This window comes from Paenibacillus oryzae (genome assembly GCF_001675045.1).
Taxonomy (GTDB): domain Bacteria; phylum Bacillota; class Bacilli; order Paenibacillales; family Paenibacillaceae; genus Pristimantibacillus; species Pristimantibacillus oryzae.
In genome coordinates this window covers 240,085-261,793 of sequence record NZ_LYPA01000065.1, presented here as the reverse complement: position 1 = coordinate 261,793, position 21,709 = coordinate 240,085, and the positions used below count along the sequence as shown (strand labels likewise).

The following is a 21,709-nucleotide window of genomic DNA, read 5'->3' as shown; positions in this document are numbered from 1 at the left end:
GCCTGCTTCCTTGCCACTCGCCTTGCCATAGACCGTTGCCTAGCGATTATTCTATGATTTTAACATTAGGGCAAAAGGTAAATCAATTTAGTATTTGTATTTTTATTTGTATTATTGTGACAAGAGAGGCTTGTAGAAATGCGCGTTTTATCATCATTCTAACAGAAGGAAGTGGACTCATTGTATAGGAATTTCAGGAAAACGATCAAAAAAGCGGGATTTGTGATCATTGCGGCAACCTGTCTGCTTTCAGCAAGCTCAGTGTATGGAGCATCCAAAGCTCCGACAGCGCCGGCTCCGGGGGAAAATTACGATATTGTTGTGCTGGGAGACTCCCTGGCGGCTGGTTATCAGAAGGGCTTTACCGGGGAATCGGTTCCTTACGGATATGCCGAGCATGTCTATGAGCAAGCCCTTATGAGAGGATACCGGGCGGAATATGTCAACTATGGCCTATTGGGGCTGCGCACAGCTCCGCTTAACAAATGGCTGAATGAAGCGGTCAGCGGTAAAGCATCCGACGTTGCCGGCATTCAACCTGGCATTATCGACCCAAGAGCAAGCTCCATATTGGCGAAATCCGCTCAATTAAAGGAGGATTTGACCGAAGCTGAGCTCATCCTTATTTCAATAGGCGGCAATGATTTTCTGGAGATGGTGGACGCCCTGGGGACAACTGCCGGATTCAGCGACCTTGACAGCGAAAAGAAAGACGCCCTGCAGAGGGACATCGACGCGCGGATTGTTAGCTACAAAAATGAAGTGGGCAGCATTTTGAACACGGTACATACCTTGCAGCCAAATGCGGAAATCGTTATTGCGAATCAGTATTTGCCGGTCCCGTTTTTAACCTTCAATGATAAGGTGACCTATCTCGGCCTTCCTGAATCAACCGCCCTTTTCCTTAAAGAAAGCCAAACAAAGCTGAACAGCGAACTCGCCTCCGTTGTAAAGGACTTACAAGCTCAAGGCGCCAACATCTCCATTGCAGATGCGGCTTCCGCCATCGAAAAAAATATTTTGAGCTTTACGTCGATTACAGCCACGGACGCTGACGGCAAGCCGGAGCCGGATATTCACCCTACAGAAAAAGGGTATGCCGAAATGGGCAAGGCGTATGCCAACGAGCTTTGGGGAAGCTACGCCACTCTGCAGCCGCGCAAAAGCGGTGTGCCGATTTCTGTCGTAGTTGGCGGCAAGGAGGTCGTTACGAAATACGACCCGCTTATTAAGCAAGGCCGTACCTACCTGGCGCTCAGCACCGTCATCGAAGCACTCGGGGCCGACCTGAAATGGGATGCCAAAACCTCCACTGCAACAATCAGCACGGGCGAACGCACCGTTTCCATAACAATCGGAGCGTCTACCATCGTTGTTGACGGCAAGACGGTGCCGCTGAATGCGGAGCCTGCCTATCTGCAGCAATTCCCGGGCGAAAAGAAAACGTACGTGCCGCTTGCCGCTTTATCCGAAGGCCTTGGCTTCCAGGTCGTCTATCGCGCCTCCCTGAAGGCGGCATTCATTAATCCGTAACGAGCCTACAGCTTATATTCCTTTTGAAGCTGCTCCAAATTCTCAAGCGCTTTTCCGCTCCAGCGGTTTAAGCGGTCGAGGCTCGCTAATTCCGCCTTCACCGCTTCCCGCAATGAGTCGCTGTAAGCCGGGAGCTCTGCCCTGTAAGGAGCAAGCTCCCTCACCAGCACGGTCGTTTTTTCGGTATAGCTTAACGCCCGGCGTTCATGGAACATGGGCACGTCGGGGTTGTACGGGTGATGAAGATCGCCTTGCTCCGGATGCTTCAGTACAGCCAGGATTGAAACGACGGCTCGCGGGCCGTGTAATTCAGCTATTTCGCCGGCGTATTCGCCGGAACGAACCTTCACTTTTACCCTGTCTCCTATTTGAGGGGCATTCTCCCCTGAATACATCTCGTGCATAAAACCCATCCCTTCCGACTCCTATTGATTTGTTGATATGTGTTTACTGTAAAGGAGAGACTATTTCTTGGCAACCCCGCATATCGATGCTTGTATTAGCCTGTCATGCGAAGTAATATGGAAATAGAAAAGTAGGTGAGTTTATGCGCAAAAAAAGAGTGCTGCTGCTATCCGAAGGGTTCGGCTCAGGCCATACCCAGGCAGCTCATGCGCTCGTAGCGGGCTTGAAACAGCTGCATCCCGACATATCGGCAAGAGTCATCGAGCTGGGAAAATTTTTGAACCCGGTTATGGGACCTATCATCGTATCCGCCTATCGCAAAACCGTGAGCAAGCAGCCGCGGGTAGTCGGTATGATGTATCGCAGCAATTATAAAAAACCGCTAAGCCGTTTTATTCAGCTTGCGCTGCACCGCGTCTTTTATACCCATACGGCGCAAGTCGTCGCTCAGCTTAAGCCTGATTTGATTATTTCCACTCATCCCGTACCCAACACCGTAGTCAGCAGAATGAAAAGGCTCGGTCTTGGCATACCTATATATACGGTAATTACCGATTATGATGCGCATGGCTCCTGGGTTAACCCCGAAATCGACCGGTACCTGGTGTCATCCCCTGTTGTCAAGCAGCGGCTGGTGGACAAGGGAGTGAATAAAGAACGCGTTGAAATAACGGGCATACCGATTCACCCTAACTTCTGGGTTTCGCAAAACAAAGAGTCGGCGCGAAAAGAGCTTAAGCTGAAGCAAATGCCGACCGTACTCGTTATGGGCGGAGGATGGGGACTGATGTATGAAGATAACGCCCTCTCCTACATGACCAAATGGCGCGATAACACGCAAATCATTTTTTGTGTCGGCTCCAATGAGCATATGCGTGAAAAAATGATGGCTGACCCCATTTTCCAACACCCCAACATCGTCATTATGGGTTTTACAAGGGAAGTGCACAAGCTGATGGATGCTGCTGATTTGCTGGTGACGAAGCCAGGCGGCATGACCGTAACGGAGGGCATGAGCAAAGCGCTGCCAATGCTTTTTTACGAGCCGATCCCCGGACAGGAAGAGGAAAACTGCGAGCACTTTATTTCAAGCGGCTTTGGCGCCATGCTGGATTCCAACGATACGGTTGACCGCTGGTTTCAATTGATTCATGATAGAGACAGATCGGACCGCTTCCGGGCGGAGCTGATTGCCAAGCGCGATGAGCAATACGACCCCATGAAATGCCCAAAAGCCGTGCTGCAACTGATGCAGTGACGGCTTTGTTTTTCAGGCGCAAAGGACATGCAAATTAAGGAGGTTCCCGCTATGCCAACTTCAATGAGCGATGCAAAAACTGTTATTTTGCGACTGGAAATTGACACTCAAAGCGCCCAGTTTGGACGCGCGGCTACAGCAATCGAGCAGGCGGACGGCGATATAATCGCCATTGACGTCATTCACACAGACAAAAGCAGAAGCGTCCGCGATTTAACGGTCAAAATAGGGCCGCTTGGCTCTACGGCCAAGCTGAGCGAGGCGCTTGCCGCAATACCAGGCATTGCGCTGCTGCATATTTCCGACCGCACCTTTCTCCTTCATCTTGGCGGCAAAATTACGATTCAGCCCAAAACGCCCATCCAGAACCGCGATGATCTGTCACGCGTCTACACGCCGGATGTTGCGCGAATTTGCCGGGCAATCGCCGAAGACCCCGCCAAGGCGCATACGCTGACCATCAAGCGCAACAGCGTTGCCGTTGTATCCGATGGAAGCGCGGTGCTTGGGCTGGGTAATATAGGCCCGTATGCCGCTATGCCCGTTATGGAGGGCAAGGCCATGCTCTTTAAGCAATTTGCAGATGTAGACGCATTCCCGATCTGTCTGGATACTCAGGACACGGAAGCGGTTATCGCCGCCGTCAAACATCTGGCTCCTGCTTTTGGCGGCATTAATCTGGAGGATATTGCCGCGCCCCGCTGCTTTGAAATCGAGCAGCGCCTTAGGGCCGAGCTGGATATTCCCGTCTTTCACGATGACCAGCACGGAACGGCCGTCGTCATCTATGCCGGACTGCTGAATGCTCTGAAGCTGACCGGCCGTACCTTAAAGGAAGCGCGAATTGTCATTTGCGGAATCGGAGCCGCCGGCAGCGCCTGCACCCGTATGCTGCTCGCGGGGGGAGCAAAAAATATTATCGGGGTCGACAGGAAGGGAATTTTGAGCAGAGATGAAGCTTACGACAACGAAAATTGGCAATGGTATGCCCAACATACAAATCCCGAGCGGCGAAGCGGCGGCTTGGCGGAAGCGATTGCGGGCGCGGACGTTTTTATCGGCGTTTCTGCCGGCGGCATATTAACCAGAGACCATATCGCATCCATGGCTCCTGATCCCATTGTGTTTGCAATGGCCAATCCGGAGCCCGAGATTGCTCCCGAGCTGGCAGAGGATATCGTAGCTGTTTTTGCAACAGGACGATCGGATTACCCTAATCAGATCAACAACGTGCTTTGTTTTCCCGGTATTTTTCGCGGAGCGCTGGACAGCCGTGCAACCGTCATCAACGAAGAGATGAAGCTGGCGGCAGCCGAAGCTATCGCTTCCGTCATTACCGCAGAGGAGCTAAGCCGGCTCTACATTATTCCTAGCGTTTTTAATGCCAAGGTTGTGGAAGAAGTCCGCCAAAGCGTAATGGCCGCCGCCCGGGCAAGCGGCGTGGCCCGGCGCAGCTTGCCTTAACGTGCCCTCCTTAACGACATAATGGGCTGTCTGAAAAGTCAAGCGGAACGAATAATGATTCAGCAGAGCGGACCGGAGGGGAAAGGGTGTCTTGAGGGCGAGTTTTTTTGTCCGTTTTTATCCACTAAAAAATAGAATCAAAAAAAAACGGACAAAAATGTTTGAGCTTCCAAGACACCCTTTTCCGGTAGGTACCGGTTTTGCTGAATAAGGATTCACCGTAACAGACTTTTCGGACAGTTCTTTTGACGTCTAATCAAGATTCCGAGCCGACCCGTTGCATGCTTTTACGCTTTAAAAACAACACGAGCCCAATCCCGGCCATAATGACGCCTGTCCCAACAAAAATCCATTGCAGTCCCAAGGCTACACCCACTAAACCGCCAATCAAAGGCCCCAGCATCGACCCAAACTGATTGGCGCTTGCCGTCAGCCCGAAGGATCGGCCCCGGAATTGCTCATCCGTTCCTTGCACCATCAGCGTATTGACGATTGGCGTAACACCTGCCATAAACAAGCCAAACATAAATTGCACGACCGCAAACAGCCATAACGTTTCTACAAAAAACTGCATGCTTACAATCGTTCCTGCACTTAGCAGGCAAAAAACCAAAATGCGGTAATATCCTTTTTTCTCCCCTAGCCTGCCCCAAATCGGCGAAGCCACGATGCCCGCAATACCGATCAGCGAAAGAACCAGACCGGCCGACATCACAGCCCCTTTCTGTCCTCCCTGGAGATCGGCTATATGCAAGGAAAGCTGAGGCTGAATCATGTTAAAGGAAAGCTGGAACATAACCAGCACCAGCAGCATATTGACCAAGGAGCGATTGCGGAAGGCCATCCGATATGTGACCGGCTGCACCTTCGGCTTTTCCTTTTTCACCTGCGGACTTCCTTCTCTGACCCAGAACACCACCGCTAATGCGGCGATAAAAATAACGATGCCGGCAACAACGAACGACCTGCGCATGCCAAAAGCCTCCGAGAGCAGACCGCCAAACAGCGGACCCAATATGCCCCCGGTCATCGACCCCGCTTGCATGACGCCAAGGCTCCAGCCAAGCTTCTCCTTCGGCGCCAAGGTAGCCACAATAGACATGGAAGCCGGAACAAAGCCTCCGACAAAGCCATGCAGCATACGAACGCCAACCAGCTGCCAAGGCGTTTGAACAAATGCAATCAGAGCATAAATAATGGCCAGGCTGAAGCCCGCCCGGATGACCATTTTGCGCTTGCCGAACTTGTCCGCCATCATGCCCCAAAGCGGGGCCATAATTGCGCCCATCAAAAAAGCCGACGAATGCACAACGCCAGCCCAAAGATTAATCGAGCTTTTTTCCACGCCAAGCTCATATAGAAACAGCGGCAGGAAAGGGATCGACATCGTATAGCTGGCACTGCAAAACAAAACGCCAAACCATAATATCCACATCGTACGTTTCCATGGCTCCATTAACCTCCAACTCCTTTCCGTTTCTTTATCTTTTCCCCTTTCCGTTTTCATTTGGCTCCGAGTCATGTCCGTACTATCCACTATACGCTTCCTTCCGCCAGACGGCAAAGCAAAAAATGACAAAACTCGCACGCCGGACTATCCTGACGCAGGCGACTCCAAATATAGGCCAAATTGCATATTTTTTTTTGAAACCTCAGCACCGCTATTCCGTATACATGATTAGGCCTTGCTTTAGTTCCATCACATCCCCACTGTGAGTGGCATCACTTCCGGATATCATTCAAATGTAATGTTTTACTTTAATTGTTAGTGATGAATGAACGTGGAACGTATGCTATACTGAAGCAGAATAGTCAAACGATAAAGGAGCCAGCTGCATGTTCCAAACCTTTCTCGATCTTCTTAAACATCACGGCCCCTTGGGATTATTCATCCACTCCTTTCTGGATGCCATTATTTTCCCTATTCCCGCTTTTTATTCACAGGTTTCGCTCAGCGCAATCAACCCTTCCAATGCTATTTGGCTTGCGACTGTAGGTTATATAGGCTGCTTGCTTGGTACTCCTGTCGGATATTATTTGGGCAAGATTATGGGTAAATCGGTCCTTTACCGCTTTTTGAAAAAGGAATGGATTGATGCCGCCACTACCCGGTTTCAGAAAAACGGTGAAGCTGCTATTTTGATCGGCTCCTTTACCCCCATTCCATTCAAAGTATTTACTATCCTTTCTGGCTGTCTCAACTTTCCGCTATGGCGATTGATAGCTTATGCCGCTTTGGGCCGCGCCATCAAGTTTTATGTCGTTGGCATTCTCTTTTATTTGTTTGGACTTTCCGCACACTCCATGGTTAAAGACATTTCAATCTATATTTTTATCGGCAGTATTCCTTTGATTGCCGTGTTCCTTTATGTAAGAAGCCGTATCCGCAAAAAGAAAGCGGCAGCCGCGCTAGCGCTAGCCGAAAATGCTCCGTCAGAAGACGTGCAGCAGGAAACGCTGGAGCTCGAAGAGCCCTCTCTTGATACAAAATCCGCTAATGCTGATCCTGCAGCGGATAAAGATAATCTTATTGTTCCTGATGCAAAGCATCAGCGCACCGTACAGTCTTAATAAAACAGCCTTAATGTCATTCAAAATATAACGGGTGCTTCGCAACGTCGTTCCTTATTCAACCGCTGACAAAGCGGCAGAGTTAAGCGGCAGTCGGAAGCCCGTTTTTTTATGCAAAAGGCCAACCAGATAAACTCTGGTTAGCCTGATTTTACAATCACAATGTTTAACAGCACCCTGTAATTAGTATAAGTTACAATGCGCTGCCGCCAAACAGGAAGCGATATTCCCAATGCTTTCCGGTAATCGTATCTGTTTTTACTCCGCCGCTTTCCTTGGAATACGTGTGCAAAATTTGACCGTTACCCAAATAAATGCCCACATGCGTAATCGTTTGAGTCGACTTATTCAAGCCGCTGTAAGAAGATTTGGATGAACCCTTATAAGACATAAAGAACATCAAATCTCCGCGCTTCAGCTTGCTTATATCTGTAACCGCATTTCCTTTATCTTTTACATATGCGCCTTGCTTGCGGGAATCGGCAGGAATTGTAATGCCGAGTGCATCCTTGAACGCCTGGCGAGTAAAGTCGGAGCAATCGAATGTTTTGGTATTGCTGCGATCAGAACCGTATTCATACGGCGTGCCCAAATATTTCATTCCTGCGGCAATGACCTTCTCCACAGATGAATTTGTTGTACTGCCTGCGGTTGAGCCTGTGCTGCCACTTGAGCCTGTGCTTCCGCTGGACCCTGTGCTGCCGCTGTTAGAGCTTCCACTGCTGCTGTTTCCGCTATCCGTGCTGCCGCTTGAACCGCTTCCCTCCGTATTGCCGCCGCTTAGGCTGGAGCCCCCGCTTACCGTCATATATTGAGATTGCGTTGTCACATACCCTTTTGTACCGCTGCTATCCATTACCTCGTACCAGCTGCTGTTTGTTTTGGCCAAAACGCTGACCTGCTCGCCTGCTTGCAAATAACGCAGTCTTTGTCCGCTTGTGGATGGCGACTTGCGGAATGATACCGATTTTTTAATGACGCCGGTTAACGAAGCTACGGCATCTGAATTTCCAGCAGTAGTGCCGCTTCCGGTTGCGCTAGTGCTTGTCCCGCTGCCTGACGAGACCTTGCCAAGCTGTGTATATTTGGATGCGGAGGAGATATACCCCGTCGCTCCTTTATTGTCGCTAACTTTATACCAGCCGGTTCCAGCCGACTCCAGCACGGTGATCGTTTCTCCTTTTTGAAGCATGCGGACAATTGAGCCCGATGATGAAGGTGAAGTGCGCATATTGACGCCCCATACTACCTCTGCGGTTTGTGCCGCATATGCGCTAGGTGCGGGAGCAAATGCAGCGGAGCCTAATAACAGTGCTGCAGCAATGCCTGCAGTCGCCAACTTGTGTTTCATGGATGTTTTCATGATGCTGAATAACGCCTCCTTGTTGTGTTTGTGGTAAGATCGGCTGTCAATAAATCGGGAGCAGCCTCTCTGCCTCATTGCCGACATCGGCGTGTACAACATCCATTGTAGACATGGCGTTCAGCGACCAGCATCCACCCATTTTCCCAAAAGCCTTTTGCCTTGGCTGGGCACAGCGAATTACCCTTTTTGCTGAGAGAAAATTAATAAAAGGCATTCCCGCGCAGCAGGAATGCCTTTCTTAATTAACCATTTTGTACATTAGCCTTAGGGCAGACTGAAATACGCAGAATGTATGAATGGCCTAGAAAATGAGGACCTTCTCATACAGGTTTCAGGACTTTAGACTCATTTTTCAGTATGCCGCCCGGGAATGGATTCATTTACCACTCCTTGAGCACTACCGAAACTGCGCTTTTTTAGCTTGCTCCATGCGGTAAACTATCTGCTTTGTCGCCAATAAGAGGCTCCACATGGACGTGAACGTTCATAATATTATGCTTGCGGCCCATCCGTTTTTCAATTTCGTCGCAGATGCGGTGGCCTTCCACCAATGATAAATCTGCATCCACCATTACAACCACGTCCACTAACACATTACTGCCGTGAATGCGCGCTTTTATATCCTTAATCGACTTGACGCCATTGGTTTTGGCTATCGTCGAGCGAAGCGAGGTCAGCTCCTGCTCATCAAAGCCATCCGTTAACGCATGTGTCGAGCTATAGAAGATGCTCCATGCCGTTTTGCAAATAATAAAACCAACGGCCAGCGCCGCTACGGGGTCCAGCCAAGGCAAACCAAGCTGCGCTCCAAAAATGCCGATTGCCGCGCCAATACTGACAAGCGCATCGGACAAGTTATCTTTTGCGGCTGCTCTTAAAGCCATACTGTTAATTTGTTTGGCCAGCCGGTTATTGTACCAATAGACGCCAAGCATGCAAGCTGCGGCAAACAAAGCCACAACGGCGGTCAAAATATGGGGAGTGGAATGCGTCCCCTTGAACAGCGAGCTGGCTGCCGTTATGAGCACCTGCAGGCCTACCGTGGCCATAATAAACGATGCAATCAAAGCCGCAATCGTTTCCGCTCGAAAATGGCCATATTGATGGTCCTGGTCCGGCGGCTTCTGCGAAATGCGCAGCCCGATCAAAACAGCAAGCGACGCGGCGATATCTGTTAAATTGTTAAAACCGTCTGCAACCAACGCTTCGGAGGCATACCAATAGCCTACTCCCAACTTCAAGGACGTTAAGGCCAGGTAAGCGACAATGCTAACCCATGCTCCCTTTTCGCCCTTTTTAATGTCATTGTACTGATCCAGTGTCAAGCCCTCCTGCTCGTTCCATTTATTTCTCTATCGGTATCATACCCGAGCAAACCTGTGTGGGTCTAGAGAAACAGTGTTTGCCGCATACGCAACTTTATGCACTAGCGCAACACAAATGCTTCTGTCCACAAATTTCCGCCCTAAGCCAACTTTGCCTTTTATGCAGACGTACAGCGGGATTTCAGAGCCTGGAAGACCAGAGGGATAACAAAAGCCGGCGCCCCATACAGGAGCAGCCGGCTTACAAAAAATTTAATTTTGTAAAAAACATTGCCTGTGTTAAAAACAGAGATCTATCTAACTTCAGTGCTGATGTCGCTTATACGGAGTACATGCGCTCGCGCAGCTCTTTAATCTCCGCGCTTTCGAGATACTCATCATACGTTGTCATCCGGTCAATAACGCCGTTTGGCGTAAATTCGATGATCCGGTTAGCAACCGTTTGAACGAACTGATGGTCATGCGAGGTGAACAAAATGGTGCAGTCCGTGTCGATCAATCCATTATTAAGCGCCGTAATGGATTCCAGATCCAAGTGGTTGGTTGGCTCGTCAAGAATAAACACGTTGGCGCCTTCCAGCATCATTTTGGACAACATGCAGCGCACTTTTTCGCCGCCGGACAATACGCTGGCTTTCTTCATGGCATCGTCGCCGGAAAACAGCATACGGCCAAGGAAGCCGCGCAGGAACGTTTCATCCGGGTCCTTGGAATATTGGCGCAGCCACTCCACCAAATTAAGATCGACTCCTTCAAAATAAGCGGAGTTGTCTTTCGGGAAATAAGCCCGCGTCGTTGTTACACCCCAGGAGTACGTGCCCGCATCCGGCTCCAGCTCGCCTGCGATCGTTTGGAAAAACGTCGTTTTAGGCAGCCCGTTTGGACCAACAAAAGCAATTTTGTCGCCTTTGTTGATGGTCAGCGTCAGGTTGTCGAACAGCTTTTCGCCTTCGATGGATTTGGTCAAGCCTTCAACCAGCAGAAGCTGCTTGCCTGCCTCGCGCTCTCCCTTAAACAGGATAAACGGATATTTGCGGTTAGATGGACGAATATCGTCCAGCGTAATTTTGTCCAGCAGCTTTTTACGCGAGGTCGCTTGCTTGGACTTGGATTTATTGGCGCTGAAGCGTTGAATAAACGCCTGGAGCTCTTTAATTTTGTCTTCCTTCTTTTTGTTCTCCGAGCGTTGAAGCGACAGGGCCAGCTGGCTGGATTCATACCAGAAGTCGTAGTTGCCTACATACATCTGGATTTTTCCAAAGTCGATGTCAGCGATGTGGGTACACACCGTATTCAGGAAATGCCTGTCATGGCTGACAACGATAACTGTGCCTTCATATTTGGCCAGAAAATCCTCCAGCCAGCGAATGGATTCAATATCCAAATGGTTGGTAGGCTCATCGAGCAGCAAGATATGAGGCGAGCCAAACAAGGCTTGCGCCAGCAAAACGCGAACCTTCTCGTTGCCGCCCAGCTCCGACATCAATTTATCGTGCATATCGGTCGTTATGCCAAGTCCATTCAGCATTTCCGCTGCTTCGGACTCCGCTTCCCAGCCGTTCATATCGGCAAATTCCGCTTCAAGCTCGCCAGCGCGCATGCCGTCTTCATCCGTAAAGTCGGCTTTGGCGTACAGCGCATCCTTTTCCTTCATCACCTCATAGAGCTTTTTATGGCCCATAATGACCGTTTCCAGCACCTTGAAGTTGTCGTATTCATAATGGTTTTGCTTTAAAACAGCCAGGCGCTCGCCAGGTGTAATATGAACCTCGCCGGAGGATTGCTCCACCTCTCCGGACAAAATTTTCAGAAAGGTTGATTTGCCTGCGCCGTTAGCTCCAATCAAGCCATAGCAATTGCCCGGCGTAAATTTGATATTAACATCTTCGAACAGCGGTTTCTTGCCGAAACGAAGCGTAATGCCGCTTGTACTGATCATTTTTGCTATCCCGTCCTTCACTACGATAATTTCTCGAACTATTATACCATAGTATGAAGGGGCATTCATCCTTTTAAATACACGGAAATCCGGGTTCATGACTACGCGTCTTGGGCTGGCCAGGTTCGGCAGGGACTGAAGACATAATCCCCCTAGCTTATGAACGCAGGCGCCTTACAGCTTTTTCAGCCATTCGTTCGGCTGCCACACATGTCCAACCGGCAATACAACAACTCTCTCCTCCGGCAATTTCAGACGGCGCCGCTCGGCCTCCAGCCGGTCCAGCGCCTCTCTTGGCGTATCGTCCGCCAGCTTGAAAGCGCCGTAATGCATCGGCACAAACACCGATGCTCCCGTGTCCTTAAAGGCGCGAAGCGCCTCCTCCGGCGTAACGTGCTGCGGCCCCATAAACCATTCCGGCTCATAGGCGCCTATCGGCATTAACGCTATATCTACATTAAATCGTTTCCCGATATCCTTGAAGCCGGAAAAATAACCGCTGTCGCCTGCAAAATAAATACAGCTTGCCGCGCTCCGCTCCTTCTGTGGCTCGGCGGACGCAGCCACTTCATTCCCGGCAGCCGCAGCTTCGCCTTTTTGCCGTGCGGCGGGTTCATCCCCGGAGGTCCGATTCATGTCGCCGCCTGCTTCGCTTGCAAATCTTCCGCTGTGGGGATGCTGGACCGCCTCTAACATCCAGCCGCCCCAATGGGAGCTGTTGCTGTCCCATGGATTTCTGCGCGTGGAATGCTGGGAAGGCACAAACGTATATTTAACCGCTCCAATCGTGACGGATTCCCACCAATGCAGCTCCTTTACTCTGGAGAAGCCCTTTAATCTCAGCTTGGCGCTAAGACCAGCCGGCACAAGCAGCTGCTTGCCGCCGGCCAAACGGCGAATGGAGCTGATGCTGAGATGGTCATAATGGGAATGCGAGATCAGAATCACGTCGATGGACGGCACATCATCAATAGGAATACCCGGCGGGGCCAGTCTTTTATGAAAGGCCATACGGCTGGACCACACGGGATCTGTAATAATATTTTGACCCTGGAATTGAATCAAAAAGGTGGAGTGGCCCACCCAGGTCAAGGTTGGCGTCGTCCGGTTTCGCTGCAGAAACGTTTTGTCGGCCTCTACACACGGCACCTGATAGGAATAATCCTTAAGCCGCTGCTTGCCCATTCGTTCCTGTCTCCACCTGTTAAACTGCTTATAGGAATTATGCGGTTCAACCCGATTCAGATTCGCAAATCTTTTTTTGCCCAAACCTGTGATCCTCCTTGCAGCTTCTGACTTATGAATAAGATACCAAGATACAAGTGCGCAATGCAAATCCTTATCTGCCTAATTTGGCTTGCCCAAGCCTTTGGCACTGCCAGCAACAGTCTCAGGGCAGCCCAGCTCCAATGCAAAAACGCTTCCTTGCGCCGAGCTTCGGGCAAGCTTTAATTCTCCGCCTTGCGCCCGGGCCAACAAGCGGCTGTAGGTCAGGCCTAAGCCCAGTCCTCTCGTGGTCCTTTTTTTATGCTCTCCCCGAAAAAAGCGCTCGAATATATAAGGCTGCTCAAGCTCCGGAATGCCGGAGCCGTTATCCTCCACTTCAATGACAGCGGAGCCGTTTGCAATGGCTAGACGGACCTTCATTTGCAGCGGTCGGCCGGGATGGGCAGATTGAAGCCCGTTATTCAATAAATTAACCATAATTTGCTGAATGCGAAGCGCATCGCCTACGATAAACATAGATTTTTCTGCGCAATGAAACTGAATATCCGCACCCGCATCCTCATGCGCGATCCCCCACTGATAAATAATTTCCTGTATAAGCGCACACAGATCCAGCACATCCTTTGTAACCTCCAGTGAGCCAGAAGAAAAAGCGTTGTAATTAAGCAAATCCGCCACCATACGCTCCAAGCGCGATGTTTCCTTAAGCGCTATATCCATAAATTCATCCGCTTCCTCCTGAATAACAACGCCTTCCCGTACAGCCAGCAGCAGGCCTTTAATGGAGGTCACCGGCGTTTTCAGCTCATGGGTCACTCCCGCCAGCGACAACTCGCGCCATTCCTCCAGATGCTTGAGCCTGGCGGCCATATGTCCAAACGATTCCATCAAATCATTGATTTCACTTTCCCTCGCCTGAACGCCGGGTTTAAAGTCATAATGGCCGGCTGCGATTTGCCTGGCGCTTTCCGCAACACGGGATATGGGCCGGGAAAGCTTCCGGGAGAGCAAATATAGCGTTAGCCAGCCGCCCAGCGTCAGCGTCAGCAGCAGGACGGCTACCAGTACAATTTCATTTTGCTTGTAATAAAGCGACATTTTGGATTGCAGCAGCGTTACCTGTCCCTCCTGCTGATCTCCGTTCATAATTGGCGTGGTAACGGCAATAAAGCGTTTATCCCTCGCATGGGTTAAGTCATCGGACAGCTTTTTCCGAATCTCATCATCTTTAAGCTGTGGACGTGAATAAACGACATGCCCGTCGGCATCCATTATAATAAAGCATAAATCGAATTCATCAATATTAAAAAACATCAGCCGGCTGTCCAGAAGCTTGTCAAAATAAGGCGGGAGCTTCAGCTTACCGTCTTCAGCCACGACCCGCTCCGCTACCTCCTGCCCCAGCAAGCCTGCCGTTTTCAGCCGGCTGTTAAGCGCTGATTCCATAATCCAATACACCGCGCAGGTTGCGATTATGCCAAGACTGACGAACAGGATTAGAAAGTAGCGTATCGTCCAGTAGGATAAAATCGACGTCTGACGCTTTTTTATTCCTTTACCCAAAACTGATACCCCATTCCCCGTAAAGTGCGAATTTCTCCGGCATCCTGCGACCAGTGCGACAACGACTGCCGAAGGCGCTTGATGGATAGATCCACCGCGCGGTCGCTGCCGTCATAATCCATGCCCCACACCTGATCAATCAGCTGCTCTCTCGTAAAGGTTCGTTGCGGACGCTCCGCCAGAAACAGCAGCAGCGACAGCTCCCGGGGACTCAGCGCCACCTCGACCCCGTTCACCAAGACCATTTTTGAGGCAAAATCAATGGCCAAATTTCCGTAGATTCGCTTAGCGCCGCCGTCATTCCATAACGGTCTCCGCCTCAACACCGCATGTATCCGGGCGATTACCTCCTCCGGCACAAATGGCTTGTTCATATAATCATCCGCCCCGCCGTTCAGTCCGGCAAGCCTGTCCTGGATGCCATCCCGCGCCGTCAGCATAATAACAGGGCAAGCGCTTTGCGCGCGAAAAGAGGCAAGCAGCTCAAAGCCATCAACATCAGGCAGCATAATATCCAGCAGCACCAGTACGGGTTCCTCCTGCGTAAATTGCTCCAGGGCTTCGGCTCCATTTGCTGCCCTAACGGGCACGTAGCCCGCTTTTTTGACATAAGCGGCCAGCACCCGGGAAATGGCTTCCTCGTCTTCAACAATCAAAATATGATTCATTCCCGACTCCATCCATTCGCCTTTTTATTGTACTTATTGAATACCATATCCCGGATCATGCCGCAACTATTATCGCCTCGACATATTCCCGACACAAAGTATTGCTATAGTGTGGATATAACGCAAAAACCATAAACAGAGCAGCGAAGTACAGATACGAATAGAACATTCACTAAAGCTGCCGTAACGATTGGACAGGAGGATTTCCATGAATAAGAAAACAAGAAACTTAATTATCGCAGGCGCAGGAGCCGTTATTTTACTTGGCGGCGGCGGTTACGCAGTCATGAGCAATTACATTGGCAATAACGTTGAAATCGAAAGCGTCATTCCGGCTTCGTCGCCGCAAGCCGCCGCTGGGACAAGCAATGCCGAAAGCAATGCAGGCGCAACCGGCAACGCCGGAGCGGGCAATACCGGCTCCGCCGCCGCAGGCTCTTCCGAAGGAAGCGGCGCTTTGACATCAGCCGATTTGAACGGGGAGTGGAGCATTGCGGATGCATCAAAGATTTATTTCTCTGTTACAACCTCCAGGGAAACCGTCAATTTTGAAAATAATGCCGTTAGCGGAAGCTGGAGCATCGACCTTGAAAACCCGGCCAATATGAAAGGAACGGGCAGCATTGATCTGAGCGCCATCGATTCCGGCAACAGCCAGCGCGACGGACATATTCAAGGCGCAGAATACTTCAATATCGCAGCTTATCCAACGGCGGATTTTGAAGCCGTATCCTTTGAGGGGCTTCCTACAGAGTGGACTGAGGGGACCGTTTACGATTTTTCAATGAAAGGAAATTTAAATATTCGCGGCATTGACAAAGAGGTTGTTTTTGCGGCAAAAGCGTTGACTCAGGACGGACAAGTTATGCTTTCCGGCACAACAACCGTCACCTTTGACGATTTTGGGATGGCTAATCCCCATTCCGTTGTGCTCAGTACAGAAAATGATGTAGACGTGCAATTGGAGCTTGTGCTGCAAAAATAAGGCTTGGCCTTTGTGCAGCCATTAGCCTTGCGCCCGTCTTCATATTGCATTATTCCTTTTGTGCAGCCTGCATAGCGCGTTTCTCAAAATCCCCGATACCTGTACTTAAGGTGTCAGGGATTTTTTCATTGCTTGCCAATGTAGCCAAAATCATTGACAGATTGGCGCAGCCAAAGGAGCAAGTGGTACAATAGTGACAATAATAGAAGGCCTGGATACAGCAGGCTATGCTGGCATACCAGTCCGACAGGAGGTTTTTGTCATGAAACTGCTCTCGATAGAGCCAACCCCAAGTCCCAATTCTATGAAGCTGAATCTGGATGAGGCGCTTCCGCGCGGACGCCGGTTTACTTATAAAACAGCTGAGGCTGACAGTGTTCAACAACCTTATCAAGCCTTGCTTCAAATTGAAGGCGTACGCAGCTTGTTCCGCACTGCCGATTTTATCGCTTTGGACCGCAAGCCCGGAGCGGACTGGGCGGCTATTCTTGCTTCGGCAAGGGAGCTGCTGCAAGGGGGAGAGGAAACAGCCGAGGGGGCAGGGGCCGCCGGCATTGCGTCCGGGTACGGCGAAGCCCAGGTGCTTGTGCAGATGTACCGGGGCATTCCGATTCAGGTACGCGTACGAATGAACGACGCAGAAACCCGTTCCGCCTTGCCCGGCAAATTTTTCGAAGCCGTAAATAAAGCAGCGGGATCATCCATGATAAGGGAGCGCAAGCTGGAGGAATTTGGCGTACGTTACGGCGAGCCTGAGGAGATCGCGGCGGAAATCGTCAATGAGCTTGATGCCAGCTATACCGATTCCCGTCTGCAAGAATTGATTGAAGCGGCTATCGCTCTGGGGCCGGAGCAGGAGAGCGCGCCACCCGCTCCAAGACCGGAGCCGCTAAGCCTCGCCGAGGTGGAAAGAAGCTTTAACTCCGAGATTTGGCAAGAGCGTTATGCAGCATTGGAGCGTTATGTAAGCGCCCCGGAGGGGTTGTCTTTGCTGTCCAGAGCCCTTGAGGACGAAAATGCCTCCATCCGCAGGCTCGCAGTCATTTATTTGGGCGATTTGCGGAGTCCGGAGGCTTTGCCGCTGCTGTTCAAGGCGCTTCGGGATTCCTCTGCATCCGTGCGGCGAACAGCGGGCGATACCTTGTCCGACCTGGGCGATCCCGCCGCAATCGGGCCTATGATCGACGCATTGTCCGACAAAAACAAGCTTGTGCGATGGCGCGCTGCCCGATTCCTCTATGAAGCCGGAGATGAAACAGCGCTTGAAGCGCTGGAAATCGCTGCAATGGACAGCGAATTCGAAATCAGCCTTCAGGCTCAGATCGCTCTGGAAAGAATCCAGCGGGGCGAAGAGGCAGCGGGAGCCGTATGGCAGCAGATGACTGCGGCAAGAAGCCGCCAGAGCTGATCCGCCCACCTATTTACGACGTTAGCAATTATGGCTGGTCTCTCATGGATATTTCAACTGCAAATGAACCAGAAGTGATTGTTCCCCGCCATAGGGTTCATAGGATGCCTGGTAGCCTATACCGCCGCCGACATGCTGAAAAGCAGCCTCCAGCGCTTCGGGAAAACCTTCTGCGTCGAGATATCTGAACTGCAGTCCCATGGAACGTGAGCTGGCGGCCGATGCGATGATTTGTTTAAGCTCGGCCACTCCCGCCACCGTATTTTCCGGCTCCAGCCAATGAAGGCCCAACGCTATTTTGAGAGCGCCAAAGCGAAGCTTGTTATCTTCGCTTCCCTCCTTCTCCAATTCCCGGAGCGTATCGGCATATGCCGTAGCCGCTTCGGGATAAATGCGGGTCCAGGTATGATCACGGCGCATTTCTTCATCCGTTTTCAAATAATAATTGTAGCGGATCTTGTCATCCTTAACGCCGACAGGATCATCCCAGGTCAAATCAAGATGATACCAAGCACCGTCCAGCTTCACCATATTCCACGCATGCTCCCCGGTATTAACAGCCCCTTCCGCAATCAATACGTCGAACCCTGCTTTTTTCAGCATCATGTAGCCAAGAAGCGAATAGCCTTGGCAAACGGCTTTGCCTAATGAAACAGCGTTGTAAGCTGTATAATAGGTGAGAGATTGGTCATATTCAACGTGGGCGACTACCCAATCGTGAATGGCCTTTATTTTTTCATGATCATTCATGCCAGGTTTTAAGATATCCACCAGCACCTGATCGGCTTTTGCTTCCACCACAGCGGTTTCTTCCATACTTTCTCTATAGCGAGCTTCAACCGTAATAGTTGATTTCCCGCCCCAGCTGCGAATGGTGTACGCGTAGGATTCAAGCACATATGCGGAATAATCGTCCAGGCTCAGCGCTTCCTTGATAATGCCCTTCATCTCAGCCGACAGCTTGTTTCGATCTCCCTTATAGGTTGCCGTAAATTGATCCTCCCGGCTCTGAAAGCCTTGTGCCAGCTCCAGCTTAAGCTCCCCATAAGGACTTGCCTTCAAAGCTTCCTCCGCGGCTGCCTTTGTCCCGGCGCTCGCTTTTTCCGTTTCCTCTGGCGCTTCCTCATCCGCGCCCCCATCTTGTCCATCCGCCGGCTGCTCTGAAGAACGGCTATTGTTTACCGCAAGCTCCGGCGACGTTTCGCTTTGGGAGCTGAACAAATCGGCAAGGTTATTTTCCTCCAGCATGTCCTTGAAATTAATTTCAGTTAAAGGCACGTCCTTATATAGCAAAACAATGTAAGCCACAATGGCAACAAAACCGAGCAGCAATAACCTCGCCAAAAATTTTCCCAAGCTCCCGCCTCCTCTCGTGCCTGCGCAACAGCCCTTTACAAGCTTATGACCGCCTCTGCCAAGGAATGACCTATTGATTACCTATTGATTGGTTTGATCCGTATTTACCGCCTCGACAAATCGCCGGGCCTGCTCTCTCAGCAAATCAAAGCGCCCATCTCTAATCCATTCCATATGAACAAGCTTGCTTCCCAATCCAACCGCGGTTGCGCCGGAGCGCAAATAGTCGCCAATATTGTGCAAATCAGCGCCTCCTGTTGCCAAAATCGGAATATCATTTAATGGACCTCTTATTTCGCGGAGGTAACCTATGCCAAGCGTTCCCATCGGAAAGAGCTTAACAGCCTCGGCTCCCGCCTTGACCGCATTGACGATTTCAGTCGGCGTCATAACGCCAGGCCAGACTGAGATGCCCTTTTCTTTTCCAAAGGCAATAACGTCCTCGTCCAGATTAGGCGAAATCAAAAATTGCGCTCCAGCCTCTGCCGCTACGCGGGCGGTCGCCATATCCGTAACCGTCCCGGCTCCGATAGCCGCTTCTGCTCCAAACCGTTTTCGCCAGCGATAAATCATATCGGCTGCGCCGTCCGTATTCATCGTAATTTCCATCAGAGCAATCCCGCCGTCAATCAAAGCCCGCGCCGCCGCGTCGGCATGCTCGTCCTGAATGCCCCTGATTATCGCGACTATTTTATGCTTTATCAACAACTCCAGCATTTTGCTCACAAAGCTTCACCCCTTCCCCTTCGCTCCCACGTTTCCCCAATAATACGCAAAAATAGATTGGGAAACGGCAGCAACTCCATGTCCTCCCGGTCAATCCAGCGATAAACCATGCCACCCGGAATTAAACTTTTGCTAGCTTCCTCAGCCGAATGATTCACATAATCCTCCCGCTCTTCGGCAGCAGCCATCAGTGCCTCTGCTGCCTTCGAAGCCGCCTCTTCAGGCTTGCTTTCCGCGCCATTTTTTTCATCGGCAATACCGGTCGATTCCTCGCCCAAATCGCACTCAATCACTCGCATTTTCCATAAAATATGGCTAAAAATATGATCCGCATCCTTTAACCAGCCTTTTGGCCGAATGAGCTGGCCTGTGTCCTGCTCCACCATGACGGTAAGCATCTCGGCAAGCTCCGGCTGCTCTTTGGACGCCTCCTCGGCAAACCAGTCCGCCGCATGGGGCGGCAGCAGCAGATGAGGCAGCTCCCACATGCCTGCCAGCAGCCCTTTTCCTTCTCTTTGGCGAACAAGCAGTTTGCCTGCATTTTCGCCATTGCCCCATATGAGAGCGGCAGCGCGATATTCCTGGCGGGGAGGTTTGGCTTTGGTTTTAATCGGAAGCTCCAGCTCCCTGCCCGCAAGGCGGCCTTCACATTCCTCCATGACAGGGCAGGTCAGGCAGCCGGGCGATTTAGGCGTACATATCAGCGCGCCCAGCTCCATCAGCGCCTGATTAAAATCCCCCGCTGCTCCTTCCGGTATAAGCGCCGCAGCCAGCTTTTCAATCCCCGCCCGGGTAGCGGGTTTGGCGATATCCTCTTCCAGACAGAAGAAACGGGACAACACCCTCATAACATTACCGTCTACAGCAGGCTCCGGGCGATTAAAGGCGATGCTCATTATTGCCCCGCTTGTGTAGGGACCAACGCCCTTTAATCCCGACACCGCTTCCTTATCGTTCGGAATGATGCCGTCATACAGCTCCATAACCATTTTGGCCCCGGCTTGAAGGTTTCTTGCGCGAGAATAATAGCCCAGTCCCTCCCAGCATTTCAGCACCTCCTCCTCCGGCGCCTCCGCAAGCGCTTGAACGGTTGGAAACTTTTCCATAAAGGTGAGATAATAAGGGATGACGGTATCTACTCTTGTTTGCTGAAGCATAATTTCCGATACCCAAATACGGTAGGGGTCATGATTTTTACGCCATGGTAAAGTCCGTTTTTGCGCCCTGTACCAGGCAAGCAGCTCCGTGCTGAAATAAGGATGGCCGTTTTGAACGGCTGTATGTTGAATGGTCGGTTGTTTAATTGCCATTTTGTCTGTATATCCTCTCTGTAGTTTGGCTTCTTCCTCTTTTTGCGAGAAAATAGAAGCACAGTGTGACTTTATTAACTATATTCTATTATACCGTTACTCTATAAGTTGAACAAAAGAATTTCAGCGAAGAGGGCCTTCATGCAAAAGCTCCGAGAGACCGTGTTTAGCAGGAATAAGATCGCCAATAAGACGACAGCGTATCATAAGGTGGAGGTAGAGTTATGAAAATGGGGAAAAAGAAAGCTCGATATGCGTGTCTTTTGCTCGCCATTGGGCTATTGGCTGTTTTTGCAGCAGGATGCGGCGGGGAGAAAAAGGCAAACGGCGGCGGCAAAGGACTGCGGGATGCCTCTGCGGAAATTGCCGCCGTTTATAAAGCGCGGTGCGTCAGCTGCCATGGCACTGAGCTGCAGGGAAAAGTGGGAGGAAACAGCAATTTGCAGCAGGTAGGCGCGCGCATGAGCCAGGAGGAATTGATTCTGCAAATTGAAAATGGCGATGGTCTTATGCCTGCCTTTAAGGATAGTTTGAGCAGCGATGAAATATCCGGATTGGCTGAATGGCTTGCATCGCAAAAATAAGTCACATACAGGGAAACATGT

General features: G+C 50.8%; 18 protein-coding genes. 7 read left to right on the top strand and 11 right to left on the bottom strand.

Annotation, left to right across the window (positions count from 1 at the left end; translation table 11 throughout):
• The first annotated feature begins 180 nt into the window (after positions 1 to 180).
• Complete coding sequence (locus A7K91_RS17090) at positions 181 to 1,533, top strand: SGNH/GDSL hydrolase family protein (RefSeq protein WP_068684884.1); 1,353 nt, start codon at positions 181 to 183, stop codon at positions 1,531 to 1,533.
• A gap of 5 nt (positions 1,534 to 1,538) precedes the next feature.
• On the opposite strand, the gene kapB is transcribed toward A7K91_RS17090, so the two are convergent.
• Positions 1,539 to 1,946 (bottom strand): kinase-associated lipoprotein B, encoded by a 408-nt coding sequence (gene kapB / locus A7K91_RS17085; protein ID WP_245697594.1) that lies wholly within the window; start codon positions 1,944 to 1,946, stop codon positions 1,539 to 1,541.
• Positions 1,947 to 2,080: 134 nt separating this feature from the next.
• Between kapB and A7K91_RS17080 the strand changes: the two genes are divergently transcribed.
• On the top strand, positions 2,081 to 3,196 hold the full coding sequence (locus tag A7K91_RS17080; RefSeq protein WP_068684882.1) for an MGDG synthase family glycosyltransferase: 1,116 nt from the start codon (positions 2,081 to 2,083) through the stop codon (positions 3,194 to 3,196).
• A 51-nt stretch (positions 3,197 to 3,247) separates the two neighbouring features.
• Positions 3,248 to 4,660 (top strand): NAD-dependent malic enzyme, encoded by a 1,413-nt coding sequence (locus A7K91_RS17075; RefSeq protein WP_068684880.1) that lies wholly within the window; start codon positions 3,248 to 3,250, stop codon positions 4,658 to 4,660.
• A 256-nt stretch (positions 4,661 to 4,916) separates the two neighbouring features.
• On the opposite strand, the gene A7K91_RS17070 is transcribed toward A7K91_RS17075, so the two are convergent.
• The gene (locus tag A7K91_RS17070) at positions 4,917 to 6,182 is read right to left on the bottom strand and encodes an MFS transporter (RefSeq protein ID WP_082967554.1); all 1,266 of its coding nucleotides are present in this window, start codon (positions 6,180 to 6,182) and stop codon (positions 4,917 to 4,919) included.
• A gap of 314 nt (positions 6,183 to 6,496) precedes the next feature.
• On the opposite strand from A7K91_RS17070, the gene A7K91_RS17065 reads away from it, so the two are divergent.
• Positions 6,497 to 7,231 (top strand): YqaA family protein, encoded by a 735-nt coding sequence (locus tag A7K91_RS17065; protein WP_082967519.1) that lies wholly within the window; start codon positions 6,497 to 6,499, stop codon positions 7,229 to 7,231.
• Positions 7,232 to 7,424: 193 nt separating this feature from the next.
• Here A7K91_RS17065 and A7K91_RS17060 read toward each other — a convergent pair whose 3' ends face one another.
• The 6 genes from A7K91_RS17060 to A7K91_RS17035 form a co-directional block, all read right to left on the bottom strand.
• Positions 7,425 to 8,594: a C40 family peptidase gene (locus A7K91_RS17060; protein WP_068684876.1), complete on the bottom strand. Its 1,170-nt coding sequence runs from the start codon at positions 8,592 to 8,594 to the stop codon at positions 7,425 to 7,427.
• 419 nt (positions 8,595 to 9,013) lie between these two features.
• Positions 9,014 to 9,922 (bottom strand): cation diffusion facilitator family transporter, encoded by a 909-nt coding sequence (locus A7K91_RS17055; protein WP_068684874.1) that lies wholly within the window; start codon positions 9,920 to 9,922, stop codon positions 9,014 to 9,016.
• Between the two features lie 319 nt (positions 9,923 to 10,241).
• Entirely contained in the window at positions 10,242 to 11,861 is a 1,620-nt protein-coding gene (locus tag A7K91_RS17050; RefSeq protein WP_068684872.1) for an ABC-F family ATP-binding cassette domain-containing protein, read from the bottom strand.
• 174 nt (positions 11,862 to 12,035) lie between these two features.
• Complete coding sequence (locus A7K91_RS17045) at positions 12,036 to 13,130, bottom strand: MBL fold metallo-hydrolase (RefSeq protein ID WP_068684870.1); 1,095 nt, start codon at positions 13,128 to 13,130, stop codon at positions 12,036 to 12,038.
• Positions 13,131 to 13,208: 78 nt separating this feature from the next.
• Positions 13,209 to 14,651 (bottom strand): HAMP domain-containing sensor histidine kinase, encoded by a 1,443-nt coding sequence (locus A7K91_RS17040; protein ID WP_068684868.1) that lies wholly within the window; start codon positions 14,649 to 14,651, stop codon positions 13,209 to 13,211.
• Positions 14,636 to 15,319, bottom strand: a complete 684-nt coding sequence (locus tag A7K91_RS17035; RefSeq protein WP_068685219.1) for a response regulator transcription factor — start codon at positions 15,317 to 15,319, stop codon at positions 14,636 to 14,638. The genes A7K91_RS17040 and A7K91_RS17035 overlap by 16 nt, the downstream gene beginning before the upstream one ends.
• Positions 15,320 to 15,527: 208 nt before the next feature.
• Between A7K91_RS17035 and A7K91_RS17030 the strand changes: the two genes are divergently transcribed.
• Both A7K91_RS17030 and A7K91_RS17025 read left to right on the top strand, forming a co-directional pair.
• On the top strand, positions 15,528 to 16,304 hold the full coding sequence (locus tag A7K91_RS17030) for a YceI family protein (protein ID WP_068684866.1): 777 nt from the start codon (positions 15,528 to 15,530) through the stop codon (positions 16,302 to 16,304).
• A gap of 262 nt (positions 16,305 to 16,566) precedes the next feature.
• The gene (locus tag A7K91_RS17025; protein WP_068684864.1) at positions 16,567 to 17,712 is read left to right on the top strand and encodes a conserved virulence factor C family protein; all 1,146 of its coding nucleotides are present in this window, start codon (positions 16,567 to 16,569) and stop codon (positions 17,710 to 17,712) included.
• Positions 17,713 to 17,754: 42 nt separating this feature from the next.
• Here A7K91_RS17025 and A7K91_RS17020 read toward each other — a convergent pair whose 3' ends face one another.
• From A7K91_RS17020 to mutY, 3 genes are all read right to left on the bottom strand, one after another.
• Positions 17,755 to 19,068 (bottom strand): transglutaminase domain-containing protein, encoded by a 1,314-nt coding sequence (locus tag A7K91_RS17020; RefSeq protein WP_068684863.1) that lies wholly within the window; start codon positions 19,066 to 19,068, stop codon positions 17,755 to 17,757.
• An 81-nt stretch (positions 19,069 to 19,149) separates the two neighbouring features.
• A complete protein-coding gene (locus A7K91_RS17015) occupies positions 19,150 to 19,794 on the bottom strand; it encodes a bifunctional 4-hydroxy-2-oxoglutarate aldolase/2-dehydro-3-deoxy-phosphogluconate aldolase (protein ID WP_082967518.1) in 645 nt (214 codons plus the stop codon).
• On the bottom strand, positions 19,791 to 21,104 hold the full coding sequence (gene mutY, locus A7K91_RS17010; protein WP_068684861.1) for an A/G-specific adenine glycosylase: 1,314 nt from the start codon (positions 21,102 to 21,104) through the stop codon (positions 19,791 to 19,793). Before mutY ends, A7K91_RS17015 begins: the two co-directional genes overlap by 4 nt.
• A 224-nt stretch (positions 21,105 to 21,328) precedes the next feature.
• On the opposite strand from mutY, the gene A7K91_RS17005 reads away from it, so the two are divergent.
• Positions 21,329 to 21,688 carry a c-type cytochrome gene (locus A7K91_RS17005; protein WP_082967517.1) on the top strand — a complete coding sequence of 120 codons (360 nt, stop codon included), beginning with the start codon at positions 21,329 to 21,331 and terminating at the stop codon, positions 21,686 to 21,688.
• The last annotated feature ends 21 nt before the right edge of the window (positions 21,689 to 21,709 follow it).